The 16,117-nt window shown below is 72.4% G+C and carries 18 protein-coding genes; 3 read left to right on the top strand and 15 right to left on the bottom strand.

Going from position 1 to position 16,117, the window contains the following annotated elements; genetic code table 11:
* Nucleotides 1-10: 10 nt before the first annotated feature.
* The 4 genes from AQI95_RS15855 to AQI95_RS15840 form a co-directional block, all read right to left on the bottom strand.
* Complete coding sequence (locus AQI95_RS15855; protein ID WP_107121658.1) at nt 11-700, bottom strand: TetR/AcrR family transcriptional regulator; 690 nt, start codon at nt 698-700, stop codon at nt 11-13.
* Nucleotides 701-736: 36 nt separating this feature from the next.
* Complete coding sequence (locus tag AQI95_RS15850) at nt 737-1,759, bottom strand: PDR/VanB family oxidoreductase (RefSeq protein WP_067123352.1); 1,023 nt, start codon at nt 1,757-1,759, stop codon at nt 737-739.
* On the bottom strand, nt 1,759-2,637 hold the full coding sequence (locus tag AQI95_RS15845; RefSeq protein WP_067123351.1) for a metal-dependent hydrolase: 879 nt from the start codon (nt 2,635-2,637) through the stop codon (nt 1,759-1,761). Before AQI95_RS15845 ends, AQI95_RS15850 begins: the two co-directional genes overlap by 1 nt.
* A 109-nt stretch (nt 2,638-2,746) precedes the next feature.
* Entirely contained in the window at nt 2,747-4,666 is a 1,920-nt protein-coding gene (locus AQI95_RS15840) for a hypothetical protein (RefSeq protein ID WP_067123349.1), read from the bottom strand.
* 182 nt (nt 4,667-4,848) lie between these two features.
* Here AQI95_RS15840 and AQI95_RS15835 point away from each other — a divergent pair, with 182 nt between their 5' ends.
* The gene (locus AQI95_RS15835; protein WP_067123347.1) at nt 4,849-5,250 is read left to right on the top strand and encodes a hypothetical protein; all 402 of its coding nucleotides are present in this window, start codon (nt 4,849-4,851) and stop codon (nt 5,248-5,250) included.
* 94 nt (nt 5,251-5,344) lie between these two features.
* On the opposite strand, the gene AQI95_RS15830 is transcribed toward AQI95_RS15835, so the two are convergent.
* From AQI95_RS15830 to AQI95_RS15795, 9 genes are all read right to left on the bottom strand, one after another.
* Complete coding sequence (locus AQI95_RS15830; RefSeq protein WP_067123345.1) at nt 5,345-6,868, bottom strand: DUF1996 domain-containing protein; 1,524 nt, start codon at nt 6,866-6,868, stop codon at nt 5,345-5,347.
* 149 nt (nt 6,869-7,017) lie between these two features.
* Nucleotides 7,018-7,671, bottom strand: coding sequence for a LuxR C-terminal-related transcriptional regulator (locus AQI95_RS15825; protein WP_067123343.1), 654 nt, complete (start codon nt 7,669-7,671; stop codon nt 7,018-7,020).
* Nucleotides 7,656-8,930, bottom strand: a complete 1,275-nt coding sequence (locus AQI95_RS15820) for a sensor histidine kinase (protein WP_067123341.1) — start codon at nt 8,928-8,930, stop codon at nt 7,656-7,658. The genes AQI95_RS15825 and AQI95_RS15820 overlap by 16 nt, the downstream gene beginning before the upstream one ends.
* 31 nt (nt 8,931-8,961) lie before the next feature.
* A complete protein-coding gene (locus AQI95_RS15815) occupies nt 8,962-10,050 on the bottom strand; it encodes an NAD-dependent epimerase/dehydratase family protein (RefSeq protein ID WP_208614185.1) in 1,089 nt (362 codons plus the stop codon).
* Nucleotides 10,051-10,118: 68 nt separating this feature from the next.
* Nucleotides 10,119-10,739: a winged helix-turn-helix domain-containing protein gene (locus AQI95_RS15810; protein ID WP_067123339.1), complete on the bottom strand. Its 621-nt coding sequence runs from the start codon at nt 10,737-10,739 to the stop codon at nt 10,119-10,121.
* A 120-nt stretch (nt 10,740-10,859) separates the two neighbouring features.
* Nucleotides 10,860-10,982: a hypothetical protein gene (locus AQI95_RS49825; protein WP_023551297.1), complete on the bottom strand. Its 123-nt coding sequence runs from the start codon at nt 10,980-10,982 to the stop codon at nt 10,860-10,862.
* Nucleotides 10,983-11,252: 270 nt separating this feature from the next.
* Nucleotides 11,253-12,284, bottom strand: a complete 1,032-nt coding sequence (gene glnII, locus AQI95_RS15805; protein ID WP_067123337.1) for a glutamine synthetase — start codon at nt 12,282-12,284, stop codon at nt 11,253-11,255.
* A 264-nt stretch (nt 12,285-12,548) separates the two neighbouring features.
* Complete coding sequence (locus AQI95_RS15800; RefSeq protein ID WP_067123335.1) at nt 12,549-13,247, bottom strand: RlpA-like double-psi beta-barrel domain-containing protein; 699 nt, start codon at nt 13,245-13,247, stop codon at nt 12,549-12,551.
* 120 nt (nt 13,248-13,367) lie between these two features.
* Entirely contained in the window at nt 13,368-13,736 is a 369-nt protein-coding gene (locus AQI95_RS15795) for an ArsC/Spx/MgsR family protein (RefSeq protein ID WP_067123333.1), read from the bottom strand.
* Nucleotides 13,737-13,901: 165 nt separating this feature from the next.
* On the opposite strand from AQI95_RS15795, the gene AQI95_RS15790 reads away from it, so the two are divergent.
* Nucleotides 13,902-14,216 carry a hypothetical protein gene (locus AQI95_RS15790; protein ID WP_067123331.1) on the top strand — a complete coding sequence of 105 codons (315 nt, stop codon included), beginning with the start codon at nt 13,902-13,904 and terminating at the stop codon, nt 14,214-14,216.
* A gap of 66 nt (nt 14,217-14,282) precedes the next feature.
* Here AQI95_RS15790 and AQI95_RS15785 read toward each other — a convergent pair whose 3' ends face one another.
* Entirely contained in the window at nt 14,283-15,041 is a 759-nt protein-coding gene (locus AQI95_RS15785; protein ID WP_067123329.1) for an alpha/beta hydrolase, read from the bottom strand.
* A gap of 139 nt (nt 15,042-15,180) precedes the next feature.
* Between AQI95_RS15785 and AQI95_RS15780 the strand changes: the two genes are divergently transcribed.
* Nucleotides 15,181-15,456 carry a hypothetical protein gene (locus AQI95_RS15780; RefSeq protein WP_067123328.1) on the top strand — a complete coding sequence of 92 codons (276 nt, stop codon included), beginning with the start codon at nt 15,181-15,183 and terminating at the stop codon, nt 15,454-15,456.
* 16 nt (nt 15,457-15,472) lie between these two features.
* On the opposite strand, the gene pspAB is transcribed toward AQI95_RS15780, so the two are convergent.
* The gene (pspAB, locus tag AQI95_RS15775; protein WP_067123326.1) at nt 15,473-16,093 is read right to left on the bottom strand and encodes a PspA-associated protein PspAB; all 621 of its coding nucleotides are present in this window, start codon (nt 16,091-16,093) and stop codon (nt 15,473-15,475) included.
* Nucleotides 16,094-16,117: the final 24 nt, after the last annotated feature.

The following is a 16,117-nucleotide window of genomic DNA, read 5'->3' as shown; positions in this document are numbered from 1 at the left end:
TCGACGGGACCTAGGAACCGAGGGCGATGAGCCGGCCGAGCAGGTCCGCCAAGGGGCCGTCGGTCGGCTCGTCCTTGACCATCTTCTTCAGCAGGGCCGCCATGTCCTCGTCGTAGGCGGCGCTGACCGCGGCCAGCGCGGCGAAGTCGTGCACCAGTTGGATCTCCAGCTCGGCGCGCGGGACGCGTCGGCCGTTCAGCCAGATCAGGGCCGTCGACTCGGCGAGCGAGATCCAGGAGCGGACGACCAGTTCCAGCCGCGGGGGCGCCTCCACGATGCCCAGGTGCGACAGCATCTGCTCATAGGCGGCCTGCCGCACCGCGTCGATGAGGGCGTTGGTGGCCGAAGACCCCACGGCCGGTCCGCCGCGCATCAACGCGGCGAAGCCGGGCCCGTGTTCGTCCACGAAATCGAAGAAGCGGCGCATCACCCGCAGCAGCCGGGCGCCCAGCGGGCCCTCCTGCGGCTCGGCGAAGCGGTTCGCGAGATCCTCCGAGGCACGCTTCAAAGCGGCTTCGTACAGGCTGAGTTTGCCGGGGAAGTAGTGGTACACCAGCGGGCGGGAGATGCCCGCCGCCGTCGCTATCTCGTCGATGGAGACCTCGTCGGGCGAACGTCGGCTGAACAGGTCGAGGGCGACGCCGATCAGCTGCTGCCGCCGCTCCTCGACGCCCAATCTGCGGCGAACCCCGGTACTCATGCGAACACCCTACCGATCGAATTCGGCCGCAGGTGATCACATGTCGAGCACCAGACGATCGCCCCGGGCCCGCGACACGCAGATCAGCATGGAATCGGCACGCTCCGCGTCCGTCAGCAGCTCGTCCCGGTGCTCGATCTCCCCGGCCAGCACCCGCTGTTGGCAGGTCCCGCAGAACCCCTGCTCGCAGGAGTAGGCGGCGTCCGGCAGTGCCCGGCGTACGGCGGCCAGCACGGTGGAGTCGGCCGGTACGGTCAACGTCTGTCCGCTGCGCCGCAGTTCGACCTCGAAGGCGGTGTTGCCGTCGGACGACGTACGTGGCGCGAACCGTTCGAGGCGGACGTCGGGAAAGCGTGCCGTGACGGCTGCCATGAGCCCCTCGGGGCCGCAGGCGTAGACGACGGCCCCCTCACCGACCTCCAGCGCATCGAGATCGGGCCGCCCCTCCACGACGGTCACCCGGTCGCCGCCCAGTTTCTCCACCTCCTCCAGGAACGGCATCGAGGCTCTGCCGCGTCCCGCGTACAGCAGCCGCCACTCGGCGTTCTCCGGAAGGGCCCGCAGCATCGGCAGGAGCGGCGTGATCCCGATCCCCCCGGCGACGAAGACGTACGAATCAGCCTCGACCAGCGCAAAACGGTTCCGCGGCCCCCGCACCTCCAGTTCCATGCCCTCCGTCACCTGCTCGTGCAGCTCGCGTGAGCCGCCCCGCCCGTTCTCGACCAGCCGGGTCGCGACGGTGTACGAGGAGGTGTCCTCGGGGTCGCCGCACAGCGAGTACTGCCGCACGAGCCCCGACGGCAGGACGAGGTCGAGATGCGCGCCGGGTTCCCAGCGCGGCAGGTCACGTCCCTCCAGGCGGAGCCGGACGACCCCGTCGGCCACCGTCTCGTGCGAGGTGACCAGCAGCCGCAGCGCCCGCGAGCGCGGCCGGCCCGAGGTGGGCTCCTCCAGCGCGGGCATCGGCCACAGCGGCGAGACCTGGATGCGGCGGCGCAGCGCCTGCCGGGTCAGCAGGGCGGCGCCCGCGAGGAGCGCGACGGTACGCAGCTTCGGCATCAGGCGGACCTCTTCTCCGCCGCCGTCGCCGCGGGGGAGGCGGCGAGGTAGGCGACGGCCTGCTCGGTGTCGCCCTCCTGCGAGGGGTGGTAGTCGCGGCTCAGATAGCGGGGGATGGACCTGACCATGTCCCCGGTCGTGGGGAGCAGGCCCTGCCTACCGCGGACGTGGAAGTCCTTGAAGCTCGCCTTGCCGTCGATCAGGGTCGGGTCGTTCTCCATGAAGAACCGCGTCCCGCGCTGCCACAGGAACACCAGCGCCGAGAACGCCGTGGCCCAGGTCCGCACCCGTCGGCTGTAGCTGCCGTCGACATGCATGAACAGCTCGAAGGCGACCGAGCGGTGCTCGACCTCCTCCGCGCCGTGCCAGCGCAGCAGGTCCAGCATGGTCGGGTCGGCGCCGCGGCGGTCGAGTTCCCCGGCGTTGAGCACCCAGTTGCCGAGGAACGCGGTGTAGTGCTCGATGGCCGCGATGAGCGCGACCCGCTCCATCAGCCACCACCGGCGCGGCCTGCCCGGCGGCAGCGTCCGGTCACCGAGCAGCTTCTCGAAGAACCAGTCGACCTGGGCGGTGTACGGCGTCGGATCGAGCCCCTGCTCACGCAGGTGCGGCAGCACCTCGTCATGGGCCTGGGAGTGCATCGCCTCCTGGCCGATGAACCCGATGACGTCCTCGCGCAGCCGCTCGTCGCGGATGTACGGCAGCACCTGCTTGTACACATGCACGAACCACCGCTCACCGGCGGGCAGCAGCAGGTGCAGCACATTGATGGTGTGCGTGGTGAACGGGTCCTCCGGCACCCAGTGCAGCGGCGTGCCGTCCCAGGAGAAGGACACCTTGCGTGCCTTGAGCGGCACCCGGGCCTGCGTGTTAGACATGGCGTCAATGTACTGGCGAGTAGTGCCGCTGAGAACCCCTGCGGCAGAGCTTGTTTACGCAGATGTCAGCAACCGCTCGTCCGGGGACGCCTCCCAGGTCCGACACCCGCTAGTGCAACCCGCTGACCGCCCGTCCGTCCGTCAGGGTGCCCTTCAGTGCGGCCCGCGCCCCCTGCCGGGCCCGCGCCACCAGGAACTGGCCCTGCGCGGCGGCGGTGACCCCGCCTCCCGCCTGGATCGTCGCCGTGTCCTTGTCGCCCGCCGCCAGCAGATACCAGTGCCCGGCCGCGGACTTCCACAGCACCCCGGCGAGCGCATGGGGATCCCGCGGACCGCAGGACCGCGCGTCCGTGCCCTTGGCGACCACCGCCGCCACCCGCCCGCCCGGCGTGCGGAACTGGGCCAGCGCGCCCGTACCGTCGCCGCGCCAGGTCTCGGCCCTGGTGCACATCCACTCGGCCGCCCCGCTGCCGTCGGGCAGCGGCTGCTCGGCGAACGTCCAGGCGTTGACGCTGCGCACCCCGACGGAGCGCTCCGCCGCCAGCGAGCAGGCGAACGGCGCCCAGGCCGTCCGCCCGGCGGCGTCGGACACCTCGCCGGCCGAGCCGGGCGGGCCGGCCGTGAGATGGGCCGGCATCAACTCGCCGAGATCGGTGGTGAGTTCGGTGCCCCAGGCGCCGGTCAGCTGCAGCACCGTCCAGGAGGTGCAGCTGCCGGAGCGCAGCGCGGGGCTGGCCAGCGGTGCGGTGATGCCGTCGGTGACCGTCAGCGGGGTCGCGCCCGCGTCCGGCTTCATCAGGTCCCGGGAGGCCGCCTTCTTCACCCAGGGCGCGGTCAGGTACTGGACATTGCCGTCGGAGCGGCCCAGCACCAGCGCGCTCGCCTCGGCGTCGCCCGCGCCGTCGGCACGGGCGAAGTCGAGGGCCGCGCCCTGGGTGCCGTCGACCGGCTCGGCGTACCGGACGATGCGCAGACCGTCGTAGAGCACCACCACGCGGCCGTTGTCGACCTGGCCCGCGTACAGCAGCTGGGGCGGGCCGGCCGGGCCGCCGGTCTCGGTGCCGGGGGTGGCCGAGACATGGACCGCCGCGCCGGGACGCGCCCACACGGCGAGGGCGCGGCGCAGCAGGTCCGTGTCGCCGGCGAGCGGGCCGCGCGTGGGCCAGGCGGAGAAGTCGGTACGGGCGGCGGACTGCCAGGCGGTGGGGGAGACCCGGACCAGCCGGCCGGGGTCGAGGGCGGCCTCGGCGGCCGGGTTCCCCGCGTACACGGGCGCGGCGGCGCCGTCGGGGCCCCAGCCGTCACCGGGCAGGGCGACCAGCGCCCCGCACACCGCGAGCGCCGCGGCAGCAGCCAGTGCGGCCTTGCCGTGCTGGCGGCGGCGCATCAGATCGGTGGGCCGGGCCTGGAGCAGGCAGGGGTCGAACTCGGGGGAGGCGAGCAGCGCGGGCTCGTTGGGCACGCCGCACGCCGCGGCCAGCGCGCCGCCCACGTCGTCGACCTCGGCGGCCGTCAGCAGCTCCCGGATCTCGGTGTCGGACAGCTGCTCCAGGCCACGCAGCACATAGGCGGCGCGGGCCGGCCCGGACAGGGCGGACAGCCGCTGGTCCAGGGCGAGTTCGTCGGCACCGCCCGAGCGCGGGAACAGCCGAAGGCCCCACACCTGGGGCAGCAGCGGCGGCAGCTGGGAGAGCCGGGGCAGGCCCTTGCGGGGCCGGGTCGCCTCCAGGGCCGTGCACAGGACCCGCTCGCGCAGATAGGCGTACCCGAGGTCGCCCTGCTCGCCGGAGACCTGGGCCGGGATCACGGACTGCCGCGTCCGCCCCCTGGGCAGGGAGCGCTGGGCGAGGGAGTGCGCGGTCAGCACCCGGCGGCTGCGGCCGAGGCCGGGTGGCAGCACCAGGTAGGCGATCCGGACCAGCCGTGGATAGTGCTCGACGAGCGCGGCCTCGGCCTGCTCGACGTCGACGGGACCGGGGTGTCCGGTGGAGGCGGGTGCGTGACGCTGGGCTACATCCTGTGACTGCACGTCCGGGAAAACGAGCGGGCCGGAGGTTGGTCACCACCGGATGGGTGATTCATCCGTCCGGTTCAGTGGTCGGCCCGGCCGTCGTTGCCGTGCGCAACTGCCGTCGCCTTTGAGCGTGGGGCGGTCCGCAGCCGTATCCGAAGGAGCTGAGGCATGCTGGGCCCACAGGACCGGAGGAACAGATGAGGGCGACACGACTGCTGCCGGCCGCCGCGGCCGTACTGGCGCTGGCGGGCTGCGGCGCGGGCGCGGACACCAAGGCGGTCCCGCCCGCCGCGACCGGCAGCCTGGAGAGCCTGGCCGCCGAGGTGAAGTGCAGGCCGAACATGCAGATCGACTCCGACGAGGTCCGCCAGGCCATCTGCCGGAACACGGACGGCAGGTTCGTCTTCGCCACCTTCGCCACCGACCGCGGCCAGCGCGAGTGGATCAACGACGCGAAGGACTACGGCGGTTACTACCTCGTCGGCCGCAAGTGGGTGGCCGTCGGTGACGACGGCGTCGTCAAGGCGCTGCGCGGCACGCTCGGCGGGGACGTGGAGACGGGCACGAACCACGCCGCCCATTCCGCGCACGGCGGCTGAGGCCGGCGCGGGCACGGGAAAGGCCGGTGACGGGAGGGGGGCTCCGTCACCGGCCTCGTTCCGTGGCCCGTGTCAGGTGGTCACGCTCGGGTGGTCACGCGCAGTTCCGGCCGCTGTTGATGCAGTTTGCGATCCTGTTGGCCAGGCCGCCGCTCGTGACGCTGATGAAGTCGTCGTGGTCGGTGATCGGCTTGTGCAGCTGTTCCGGGAAGCCGTCGACCGCGTACGCGTTCTTCACCTGGCCGTTCTGGACGACCGGCTGCGGCACGTTGTAGACCAGGCGCATCGTCAGCTGCGGGATCGCCTTGAAGCCGTTCGGGCAGACACCGCTCGCGGGGTCGGGGAAGGCCACGTGCGTGCGGTGGTTGGCGCTGTCGATGTTCTGGCCGTCCCAGCAGTTCTGGAAGGCGAACGTGCGCACCACCTTGCTGCCCTGCGGACAGATCGGGTACTGCGTGGTCAGCTGCACCTTGTTCTCGAAGCCGGTGCAGCTCCAGTGCGCGTTGGCGTTGGCCGTGCCGTTGGTGAAGGCCTTGGCGTCACCGGTGATGATCCGCAGGAACTGCGGCATCGCGACGACCTTGCTCGCCGGGCTGCCGACGTACTTGATCTGCGCCTGCTGGGCCACCAGGATCCGGCCGACGTTGAGGTCCTTGCCGCCGCCGTCCGCGTTCGCGTCCTTCTCCTGGGTGCCGTCCTGCAGACGGATGACCGGCCAGTAGTACGCCGACAGGTCGTTGCGGTTCTGGCAGCTGCTGCCGCCCTGCAGGAACGTCTGGTTGCTGGAGAACGCGTTGACCTTCTGGTTGCCGACGTAGTCGTGCACATGGTGGGCACCGTTGGTCACACCGGGCGCGACGATCACGTTGTCGCTGTTGTGGTTCTGGTTCGCGTTCACGCCGCAGCGCGTGGTGAACGTGCCCGTCGAGGCGTTGCCCGTGTTCTGCGGCTTGCCCTGGACGTTCGGGGCGACCCGGGTGATGTCCACGAAGTCCGCCGCGGCCGGGCCGTCGCCGCCTTGGCCTCCGTTGTTGCCCTGCTGCTGACCGCCCTGCTGCTGGCCACCGCCGTTCTGCTGCTGGCCGCCACCGTTCTGCTGCTGGCCACCGCCGTTCTGCTGCCCCCCGGCGGTGGTCTGGTCGGCGGTCTGCGCGGTACAGGCGGCGAGCTGCTGCAGCGAGGTGTCGAAGGACCCGCCGACCCGCTGGACGTCGATCCGGATCCGGTCGATCGTCGCGGCCCGCTTCTCCTTGAGGGGGCCGACGATCGCGTTCTGCACGAAGCTCGGATCCTTGGCCTGCGCGTTCCGGGTGGAGGCGAGCCGGGCGTAGGCCTCGGTGATCTGCTTGTCGAGGTTCGCCAGCTCCGTCGCCACGCCCTGGCGGGCCCGCCAGGGCACGTTCGTCAGCTTCTGGCCGACGTCCGGGCAGGAGACCGTCGCGACCTGCGCCGTCGCGGCCTTCGTCTGGTTGCCTCCCCACGTCTGGTTGTTCGACTCGTGCGCCGAGGCGTAGAAGTTCGCCCAGATCAGCCCGCCCCCACCGAGCGCTAGGGCCGCCGATGCGGCTATGGCCTTGGTGGCCAGCGGCGTACGGCGTTTTCGTGTGTTGCGTCCCATGGAACTCCTCTGACTTCCTTGCGGGGCAGCATCGAGGCGCCCGACAGGAGTGAAGCGGCGCCCATCCATACGGACGCCGCCTCAGAGGTGTTCACCCGTTTCACAAATTCCTCGCAGAAACAGGGGAGTTGGCAGGTCGGCGGTGCCGGTCAGCGATCCCGGTCGAGATGGGCGAGGACCGCGAGGACTCGCCGGTTGTCGTCGTCCGACACCTCCAGGCCCAGCTTGGCGAAGATGTTGGAGGTGTGCTTGGCGATGGCCCGTTCCGTCACCACCAGCTGGGCCGCGATGCCCGCGTTGGACCGGCCCTGCGCCATCAGCTCCAGCACCTCCAGCTCGCGCGGGGTCAGACCCGCGAGCGGCCGGTCGCCGGCCGCCCGCCGCGACAGCAGCTGCTGGATGACCTGCGGGTCCATCGCCGTACCGCCGGCCGCGACCCGCCGCACGGCGTCGATGAACTGCTCGGCGTCGAAGACCCGGTCCTTCAGCAGGTAGCCGATCCCGCCGGTGCCGTCCGCGAGCAGCTCGCGCGCGTACAGCTGCTCCACGTGCTGGGAGAGCACCAGCACCGGCAGCCCCGGCCGCGCCCTGCGGGCCGCGAGCGCGCACTGCAGGCCCTCGTCGGTGTGCGTGGGCGGCAGCCGTACGTCGACCACGGCCACGTCGGGCTCCAACTCGGCCAGCGCACGGGTGAGTTCGGGTCCGGTCTCGACGGCGGCGGCGACCTCGAAGCCGAAGGCCTGAAGCATCCGGACCAGCCCGTCGCGCAACAGGAAGAGGTCTTCGGCTAGGACAACGCGCACGGGATCTCCATCGTCACCAGGGTGGGGCCGCCGACGGGGCTGCTGACGGCCAGGACGCCGTCGAATGTACCGAGCCGGCGCACGACCCCGGCGAGGCCCGACCCCGTGCCGATCACCGCGCCGCCCTTGCCGTTGTCGGTGACCGTGATCCGCAGCCGGCCCTCGGCGTGGTGCACATCGACCCGGACCCGGTCGGCGCCGGAGTGCTTGACGGCGTTGGTGAGCACCTCGCTGACCGCGAAGTACGCCGCCGACTCGACCGGCGCGTCCGCGCGGCCGGGCAGCTCCACGCCCACCTCGGCCGGCAGCGGCAGACGCAGCGCCAGCGCCCGTACGGCGTCGCCGAGCCCGCGTTCGGCGAGGACCGGCGGATGGATGCCGCGCACCAGGTCGCGCAGTTCCTCCAGCGCCTCGACGGAGTTCCGGCGGGCCTGGGCGAGCAGCTGCTTGGCCTGCGCGGGGTCGTGCTCCACCAGCATCTCGATGGTGCCGAGGTCCATGCCCATGGCGACCAGCCGGGCCTGCGCCCCGTCGTGCAGGTCCCGCTCGATGCGGCGCAGCTCGGCGGCCGAGGTGTCCACGGCGTCGCGCCGGGTCTCGGTCAGCACCCGGACCCGCTCGGCGAGTTCCGCGTCGCCGCCGAGCACGGCCCGGGTGAGCTGGAAGTGCGCGGTCAGCAGGCGCGGGGCCAGCCGCCCGGCCACGGCGAGGAGCACGGCGGCGAGCAGGGCCGCGACGAGGGCGGTCCCTTCGCCGGTGACCGGCACGAAGAGGTACCAGTAGGCGTCGCCCGAGGCCGGTACGTACGCCCGCCACAGCCCGGCGGGCAGCATGAATCCCTCGACGGGGTAGAACACCAGCAGGGCCGGGAGCAACGCGGTGGCGAAGCCCGCGGTGATGTCCACCGGCAGCCAGAGCACGTCCCGCCGGACCTGCGGGTCCCTCAGCAGCGCGAAGGTGCGCGTCCAGGGACCCGCGCCCTCGGGGAGCGGCTGGTACGCCGCCGGGATCCGTATCCCGCACCACTGCGCCGCGAGCCTGCGGCGGGCGTCCGCCAGCGCCCGTACACCGGTCAGTACCGCCGGCGTGGTGACGAGCCCGACACCGAGCGGGACGAGCGCGACGGAGAGGAGGGTCAGGACCAGGAACGCCACCCCGCAGGGCAGCACCACCAGGGTCAGCACCAGCCCCTGCACGGCGGCCAGCAGCACTTCCCGGGCCCGGCTGCGCAGGCCGCGGCTCTTCGTGTCGGTGTTCATGCCGCCAGTCTCGCCGAGCCGCCCGCGCGCGTCAGTCGTCCGAGGCCGCCTCTTGGGGGGTGGTGCCAGGTACACCCCCGGCCGCGCCGTCGACCGCGGATGGGCGCGCGCCGCCCGCCTCGGCCAGCACCTTCGCCTCCACCCGCGGATCGAGACCGGGGGCCGTCCGGTCCGGCCGCAGCGGGGCGGCGCCGCCGATCTGCGTCAGCCAGCGCCAGGTGTCCGCGACGGTCCTCGCGGGCGGACGGCACACCAGTCCGGTGGCCAGCGCCCGCGACACGTCGGTGCGATGGGCGCAGTCGTGCAGCTCACTGTCCGGCGGCGTCCACACCGGCAGCTGGGTCCATGGTTCGATCCCGGCGGCCAGGATCGCCTCCGGGGCGGTCCAGCGCAGCTCCGCGTCCGCGCCGGTGACCCGGACGCACAGGTCGAGCAGCTCGCCCATGGTGCTGTGACCCGGCGGGCCGATCAGGTCGTAGGGCCCGCTCAGCCCCCGCTCCACCGCGCCGAGCAGCCAGCCGGCCAGATCGCGGGCGTCGATGAACTGCACCGGCAGCTCGCGCGGCCCGGGAGCCAGTACCGGGCCGCCGCGGGCGATCCGGGTCAGCCACCAGGGCAGCCGGCCCACGTTCTCGTGCGGGCCGAGGATCAGCCCGGCCCGCACCAGCAGCGAGCCCTCCTCGCCGAAGTCCTCGACGGCGGCCAGCTCGCCACCCCGCTTGTCCTGCGCGTACTCGGTCTGCCCGGCGTCGGCGAAGGCCCCCTCGACCAACGCCCCGGCCGAGCCGTCCCCGCCCAGCGAAGGCCAGGGCCAGCGGTACACCGACCGGCTGGAGACGTACACGTACCGCGCGGCACGGCCCCGCAGCAGCCGTGCCGCGGCGAGCACGGCACGCGGTGCGGCCGACCAGGTGTCGACCACGGCGTCCCAGCCGCCCGGGTCGGCGGCGAGGGCGGCGAGGCCGTCGGGAGCGGTGCGGTCGCCGTGCAACGACCGCACCCCGCAGGGGGGTCGGTTCCGTCCCCGGTGGAAGACGGTCACCTCCCAGCCGCGCGCCACCGCGGCCTCGGCGACCGCCCGCCCCACGAACTCCGTACCGCCCAGCACCAGAAGTCTCATACCGGTGATCGTGCCCGCTCGGGGCGCGCGAGGGCAGGGGACTCTGCCGAGGGCAGAGCGGCGGAGGGTCAGCGGCCGGTGGGCGGGGTGTACTTGTAGCCGACCCGGCGCACCGTCTGGATCGTCCGGCGGTGCTCGGCGCCCAGCTTGCGGCGCAGCCGGGCGACGTGCACGTCGACGGTGCGGCCGTCGCCGACATGGCCGTAGCCCCACACCGTGGTGACCAGCTGGTCGCGGGTGTGCACCCGGTGCGGATGCGCGACCAGGTGGGCGAGCAGCTCGAACTCCAGGTAGGTGAGGTCGAGTTCACGGCCGTCGACGCTGGCGGTGCGGCGCGCGGAGTCGATCCGCACCAGCCGCTCGGTGTCCGTGCCGATGCCCGCGGGCGTGCCCGCGTCGGTGCCCGTGACCGTGGCGGCGATCGCGTCCGGGGCCGCCTCGGGCTGGTCCGGCACCGCGACAGGCAGGAACGGCGGCCGCTGGTCGGCCGGGACGAGCACCAGATAGCCGACCATCGGCGGTCGGCCGGGGAGCGCGGGCAGGGTGTGCGGCGGCGCGGGCAGCCAGGTGGCGCCCGGCGGCAGGATGTCCGCGACGTCGGCCACCTCGTCCCGGTCGACGGCGCGCAGCCGGTGCCGGGCGGGGGAGGTCAGCGGGGAGGTGGAGGAGAAGGAACGAGAGGTCGCCATGAGAGGTCAGCTCTTTCGCGCAGGGAGTTCGCCGGTCGGGGCGACGGCCGCGATTCGTGGTCGGGGCGCGTCGGAGGACGTACGTCGCTGTGCGCTGGCCGAAGGCCGGGGGTTACGGCTTCAGAGGGCCCGCGCGTTCGTCGCGCGGCAACACACCCGGTCGAAGTCGTGGTGCTGACGGGAGGGCCAGAAGGGCTCGAGGTCATGGCGACCCGTCGCGGTGATCTTCTGGAAGCTGGCCATGGGCCCATTGAAGCAGACACCGGCGCCGAGCAGGACCCTTCTCTCACTGCTTGGACGCTTCCTTGGCGTGAAGTTGACGTTGCGGCCGTCCCGGCGCGGCACATACGCCCCTGATCAGCGGCTTCCACCGGTCGGCCGATCCGGTGCGTCGTCTCGCCATGCGGACAAGGGGTGTTGAGCCGAGCGCCGGCGCGGAGAACGGCAGGTGTGCGGCGGACGCGACAGGGGCGCCCGCCGTCACGGCGGGCGCCCCTGTCGCGACGGGACGGATCAGACCTGGCCGGCCTTCTCCAGCGCGGAGCAGCAGGTGTCCACCAGCAGACGGGTCACCACGTAGGGGTCGACGTTGGCGTTCGGGCGGCGGTCCTCGATGTAGCCCTTGCCGTCCTTCTCGACCTGCCACGGGATGCGGACCGAGGCGCCGCGGTCGGAGACGCCGTAGGTGTACTGGTCCCACGGGGCGGTCTCGTGCAGGCCGGTGAGGCGCTCGTCGATGCCGGCGCCGTAGTTCTTGACGTGGTCCAGCGGCTTGGAGCCCTCGCCGAGCGACTCGCACGCGGTGATGATCGCGTCGTAGCCCTCGCGCATCGCCCTGGTGGAGAAGTTGGTGTGCGCGCCCGCGCCGTTCCAGTCGCCCTTGACCGGCTTCGGGTCCAGGGTCGCGGAGACGCCGAAGTCCTCGGCGGTGCGGTACAGCAGCCAGCGGGCCACCCACATCTGGTCGGAGACCTCCAGCGGGGCGAGCGGGCCGACCTGGAACTCCCACTGGCCCGGCATGACCTCGGCGTTGATGCCGGAGAGGCCCAGGCCCGCCTTCAGGCAGTTGTCCAGGTGGGCCTCGACGACGTCGCGGCCGAAGATCTCGTCGGCGCCGACACCGCAGTAGTAGCCGCCCTGCGGGGCCGGGAAGCCGCCCTCGGGGAAGCCGAGCGGGCGGGTGCCGTCGAAGAAGGTGTACTCCTGCTCGATGCCGAAGATCGGCTCCTGCGCGGCGAACCGCTCGGCGACCTCGGCGAGCGCGGCCCGCGTGTTGGACGGGTGCGGGGTCAGGTCCGTGTCGAGGACCTCGCACAGCACCAGGATGTCGTCGCCGCCGCGGATCGGGTCCGGGCAGCTGAAGACCGGCTTGAGCACGCAGTCCGAGGAGTGGCCCTCCGCCTGGTTGGTGGAGGAGCCGTCGAAGCCCCAGATCGGAAGCGCGTCGAGACCGGCCGGGGCACCCGTGATGACCTTCGTCTTGGATCGGAGCTTGGCCGTCGGCGCGGTGCCGTCGATCCAGATGTACTCGGCCTTGAAGGTCACGGGGCCACTTCCTTCGGGGGTGGTCGGGCGCACTCGGTGCGGGTGTTGCGGCGCTACGGCACCGGGGCGCCGTGTCGATCTGCCCGGCAGCCTGGCAACAGGCGATTTCCCGTCCGTTGCTCTTGTGTGAACCCCGTGTTACCTGGCGGTTGTGTGGTGCGCCTCACGCGGCACGCCCTCGGCGGCGGTCCCGGTGGCGGCGGCGCCGTCCCGAGCGCCCGGCCGGCCGGCGACCGCCACCCCCGTGCGGTCGCCGGCCGGGTCTCACCCCACCTTCTCGATCAGCGCACGGCGGATGAGGAACTTGCCGGGCTCGCGGACCTGTTCGAAGGCCGCGTTGTTCAGCAGCACGCAGCTGCCGGACACCGAGGTGACCTTCACCGTCGTGGACTTCCTGTTGTCCAGGTTGGTGACCTTCAGGGTCGTACCCGCCGGGAACTGGCCGCTGGAGGCGGCCGGGGCACCGCCCTCGCCGGAGAGCGTGACCGTGGAGCCCTTGCAGACCTGCTGGCCGGAGCCCGCCGCGGCACCACCGGCGTTGCCCGCCGCGGCACCACCGGCGTTTCCGTTCCCGGTGGCGTTCCCGGTGGCGCCGGTCTGCGAGGGCTGTGCGCTCGGCTGCCCCGCCTGGGAGTCCTGAGCCGACTCCCCAACGGTGCATCCGGCGGCCTTCTGCTGGACCTTGATCTGGGCGATGACCGCCTGCCGGTTGGCGATCCGGGCCGCCGACTGGGAGTCCGGGGCGGCCTGCTGCCCGGCGATGAAGCGCTCGTTGTTGCCGAGCGCGGTGGCGAATCCCTGGCAGACGGTCGAGTCCCCGGCGGAGAGGGTCTTCGCACCCTGCGCGGGCTGCGCGGCGTTGGACGTCGTGGCCAGCGCGAAGGCTCCGCCGCCCGCCACCGCCGCGGCACTGGCGAGCAGCGCGATCTTCTTCTTCGTGCCGAGAGTTCTCCTGCGCGACATGCGCGCCTCCTGAAGAGGTAGGGGGAGCGTACGCCGCTATGTACGAGATGCCGAACAGGGTGACTCAGCTGTCGCAGGAGTCGGTGAAGTAACCTGCGTCACAACGGACTTGAGTGCCGCTCAGCCCTTGTTGTGTGCGAGGGCCTCCCGTACGGCGTCCTCGGAGCGGGCGACCAGGGCCGTTCCGTCGTCGGCGGTGATGATCGGCCGCTGGATCAGCTTGGGGTGCTCGGCGAGCGCGGCGATCCACCGGTCGCGGGAGCCCTCCTCCCGCGGCCAGTCCTTGACCCCCAGTTCCCTGGCGATCGCCTCCTGGGTGCGGGTGATGTCCCAGGGTTCGAGACGCAGCCGGCCGAGCACGGCCCTGATCTCGTCCTCGCTCGGCACGTCCTCCAGATAGCGGCGGACGGTGTACTCGGCCCCCTCGGCGTCGAGCAGGCCGAGGGCGCTGCGGCACTTGGAGCAGGCCGGATTGATCCAGATTTCCATGCGGCCCACGGTACGCGAAAACTCCTTGGCACCCCCTGTCACGGAGGCCCCGAAAGCCCTTGTGGCCAGGGGCTTTTGTCAGTGGTGGGTCGTAGAATAGAAGCAGTGTTCGAGGGTGTCGCCGGACTGTCCGGCCGATGCCCTGACCGCGACAGGAGGATGCCTGTGCCCGCTGCCGCCCTGAAGCCGAAGCCGTTGCCCACCCAGTCCACCGCCCAGCACCCCGTGCTGTTCGACTCGCCCTACGAGCCCATGACGAAGCGGCCGCTGCCGGCCGGACGGCCGCGCGAGTGGTACGTCACCCACAACCGCCGGCTGAAGGCCATGCGCCTCGCCATAGCCCTGCTCGACTCCGGCGTCTACCAGCCGGCCCAGGCCCGCGACGAGAAGATCCGCAGCGCGGCGCAGGAGATCGGCATGCGCCCGCCGTCGGACACGACCTGTCACATGGTGCGCGCGTTCATGCGCTACAACCGCTGACACCGACACCGGTTCCGGCGCCGGCGCCGGGTGCCCCGTGCTCTCGGGGGCACCCGGCGTGCCCGTCTACGGCCGTGGCCGGGCCGCCGCGGCCGTCAGCGGCTCCTGCCCGCACGAGCCGTCCAGCACGAGGGCCGCGAACTCCCGCCGGTCCCCGGGGTGGTCATGGAACCACAGGCCCAACCGGTGCCCCGCGTCCGGAAGTTCGAAGCGGGAGTAGCGGGCCCGTGCCGACAGCGCCTCCTGTACGGCCTCGGTCACGGCCGGCGGGATGACCGCGTCGGTACCGGGGACCGCCAGTACCGCCCGGCCCGGGTACGCCCGCAGGGCCTTGAGCGCCAGCGAACTCCGCCAGCCGTCCGGCGTACGGATGATCTCGCTGAAACGGCCCTGACGGTTCTCGAACGCCACGTCCCAAGCCTCGGGCGCGTAGACGGCGGGCGAGCACAGACCGACGGCCGCCACCCGGGCGCCGTAGTGCCGTACGAGATCGGCGACCGTCTGGCCGCTCATGCTGAATCCGACCAGGACCAGCGGGCTGTCCGCCGGGGCGTGCGCGTCGAGCACCGCCACCGCCTGCTCGAACCGTCGGCGCAGGCTCAGCTCCGCGAGGGAGCCCGTGCTCTCGCCGTGGCCCGAGAAGTCGAACGCCAGGGCACGGCAGCCGCGCTCGGCGAACTCGGTGAGCAGGGGCAGCAGCCGCTCCTTGCTGCCGTTGCCCGCGCCGTGCAGCAGCACCGCCGTGGCCCGGCCCGGTGGTCCGGCGCTCACCCCGCTGAGCCGCTCGCCGTCGAAGTCGTAGGTGAAACCGGAGAGTTCGGTCATGGAGCCATTCACTCACGGCAGGCCGTCGCCGGACGGAAAACGGGGTGCGGGTGGGGTGGCGGCGTCCCTACGCTGAACAAACGGCACGAAGCCGACACACTCCACCCCAGCCACCCTCACCTCACGGAGGAGGTCCGTCATGCGTGGCATCGTCGCGTCCGGGACCGTCGTCCTGGTGATCCTCGGAATCGGAAACCATCTGTGGTGGCTCGCCGCCGTCGCGCTGCTGTACCTGTACGCGACGCGGGGGCGTCGCTCCCCGGGCACACCACCCCCCGGCGCGGGCACCCCGCCCCCGCCGGACAGCTACCGCGCCTACCGCGAGCGCCGGGACCGGCAGGCCCGGTGGGAGCGCCGCTACCGCCGTGAGCACCCCTTCGAGGCCCGCCGGCAGGAGCGTGAGAAGAGCAGGTGAGCGAGGGCGTCCCCGGTCACAGACCGGGGGCGCCCCACACCGGGAACCAGCGGCTCAGATCCTGCTCGATCCGCAGATCGTTCGTGAGCGCCGCCTTCACCTGCAGCTCCAGCGCGCTGTCGCGGCGCTCGGCGCCACCGGGCAGCGGGGCGAAGGGGTAGAACGAGGCGCGCTTGTAGAGGTAGACCAGTGCCAGCTTGCGGTCGGCGTCGTCGGTGAAGGCGGCCAGTGAGCAGAGCAGCTGCGGACCGAAGCCGTTGACCTCCATCGCGCTGTTCACCGCGTGCAGATCGTTGACCAGCTCCGGCAGCTGCTCCGGGCCGCGCGTGGAGACCAGCCAGGAGTAGCCGTAGTCGTCCCGCCGCAGCTCCACCGGCGGGCTTCCCCCGCTCCCGGCCTCGGCCGAGCGGGGGGAACTCCACCGCTCGGAGTCCGCGTCCAGCAGCGCCTGCACCTCGCGGCGGGTCTGCTCGAAGGCGGCCCCCTCCACGGTGGCGAAGCACACCGCCCCCGTCCCGGTCGGTGTGAAACCGGCCGCGGCCTGGAGGGTCACGGCCGCAGACGGCAGCGCGAAGAGCTGGTCGAGATCGGGCGCGACCGGTTTCGTACGGCCCAGCAGGATGTCCAGCAGCCCCAACGCTCAGCCCGCCTTCCGCAGTGC

This window comes from Streptomyces yokosukanensis (genome assembly GCF_001514035.1).
Classification (GTDB): domain Bacteria; phylum Actinomycetota; class Actinomycetes; order Streptomycetales; family Streptomycetaceae; genus Streptomyces; species Streptomyces yokosukanensis.
The sequence above is the reverse complement of the archived record's forward strand: the minus strand, read 5'-3'. Positions and strand labels throughout refer to the sequence as shown.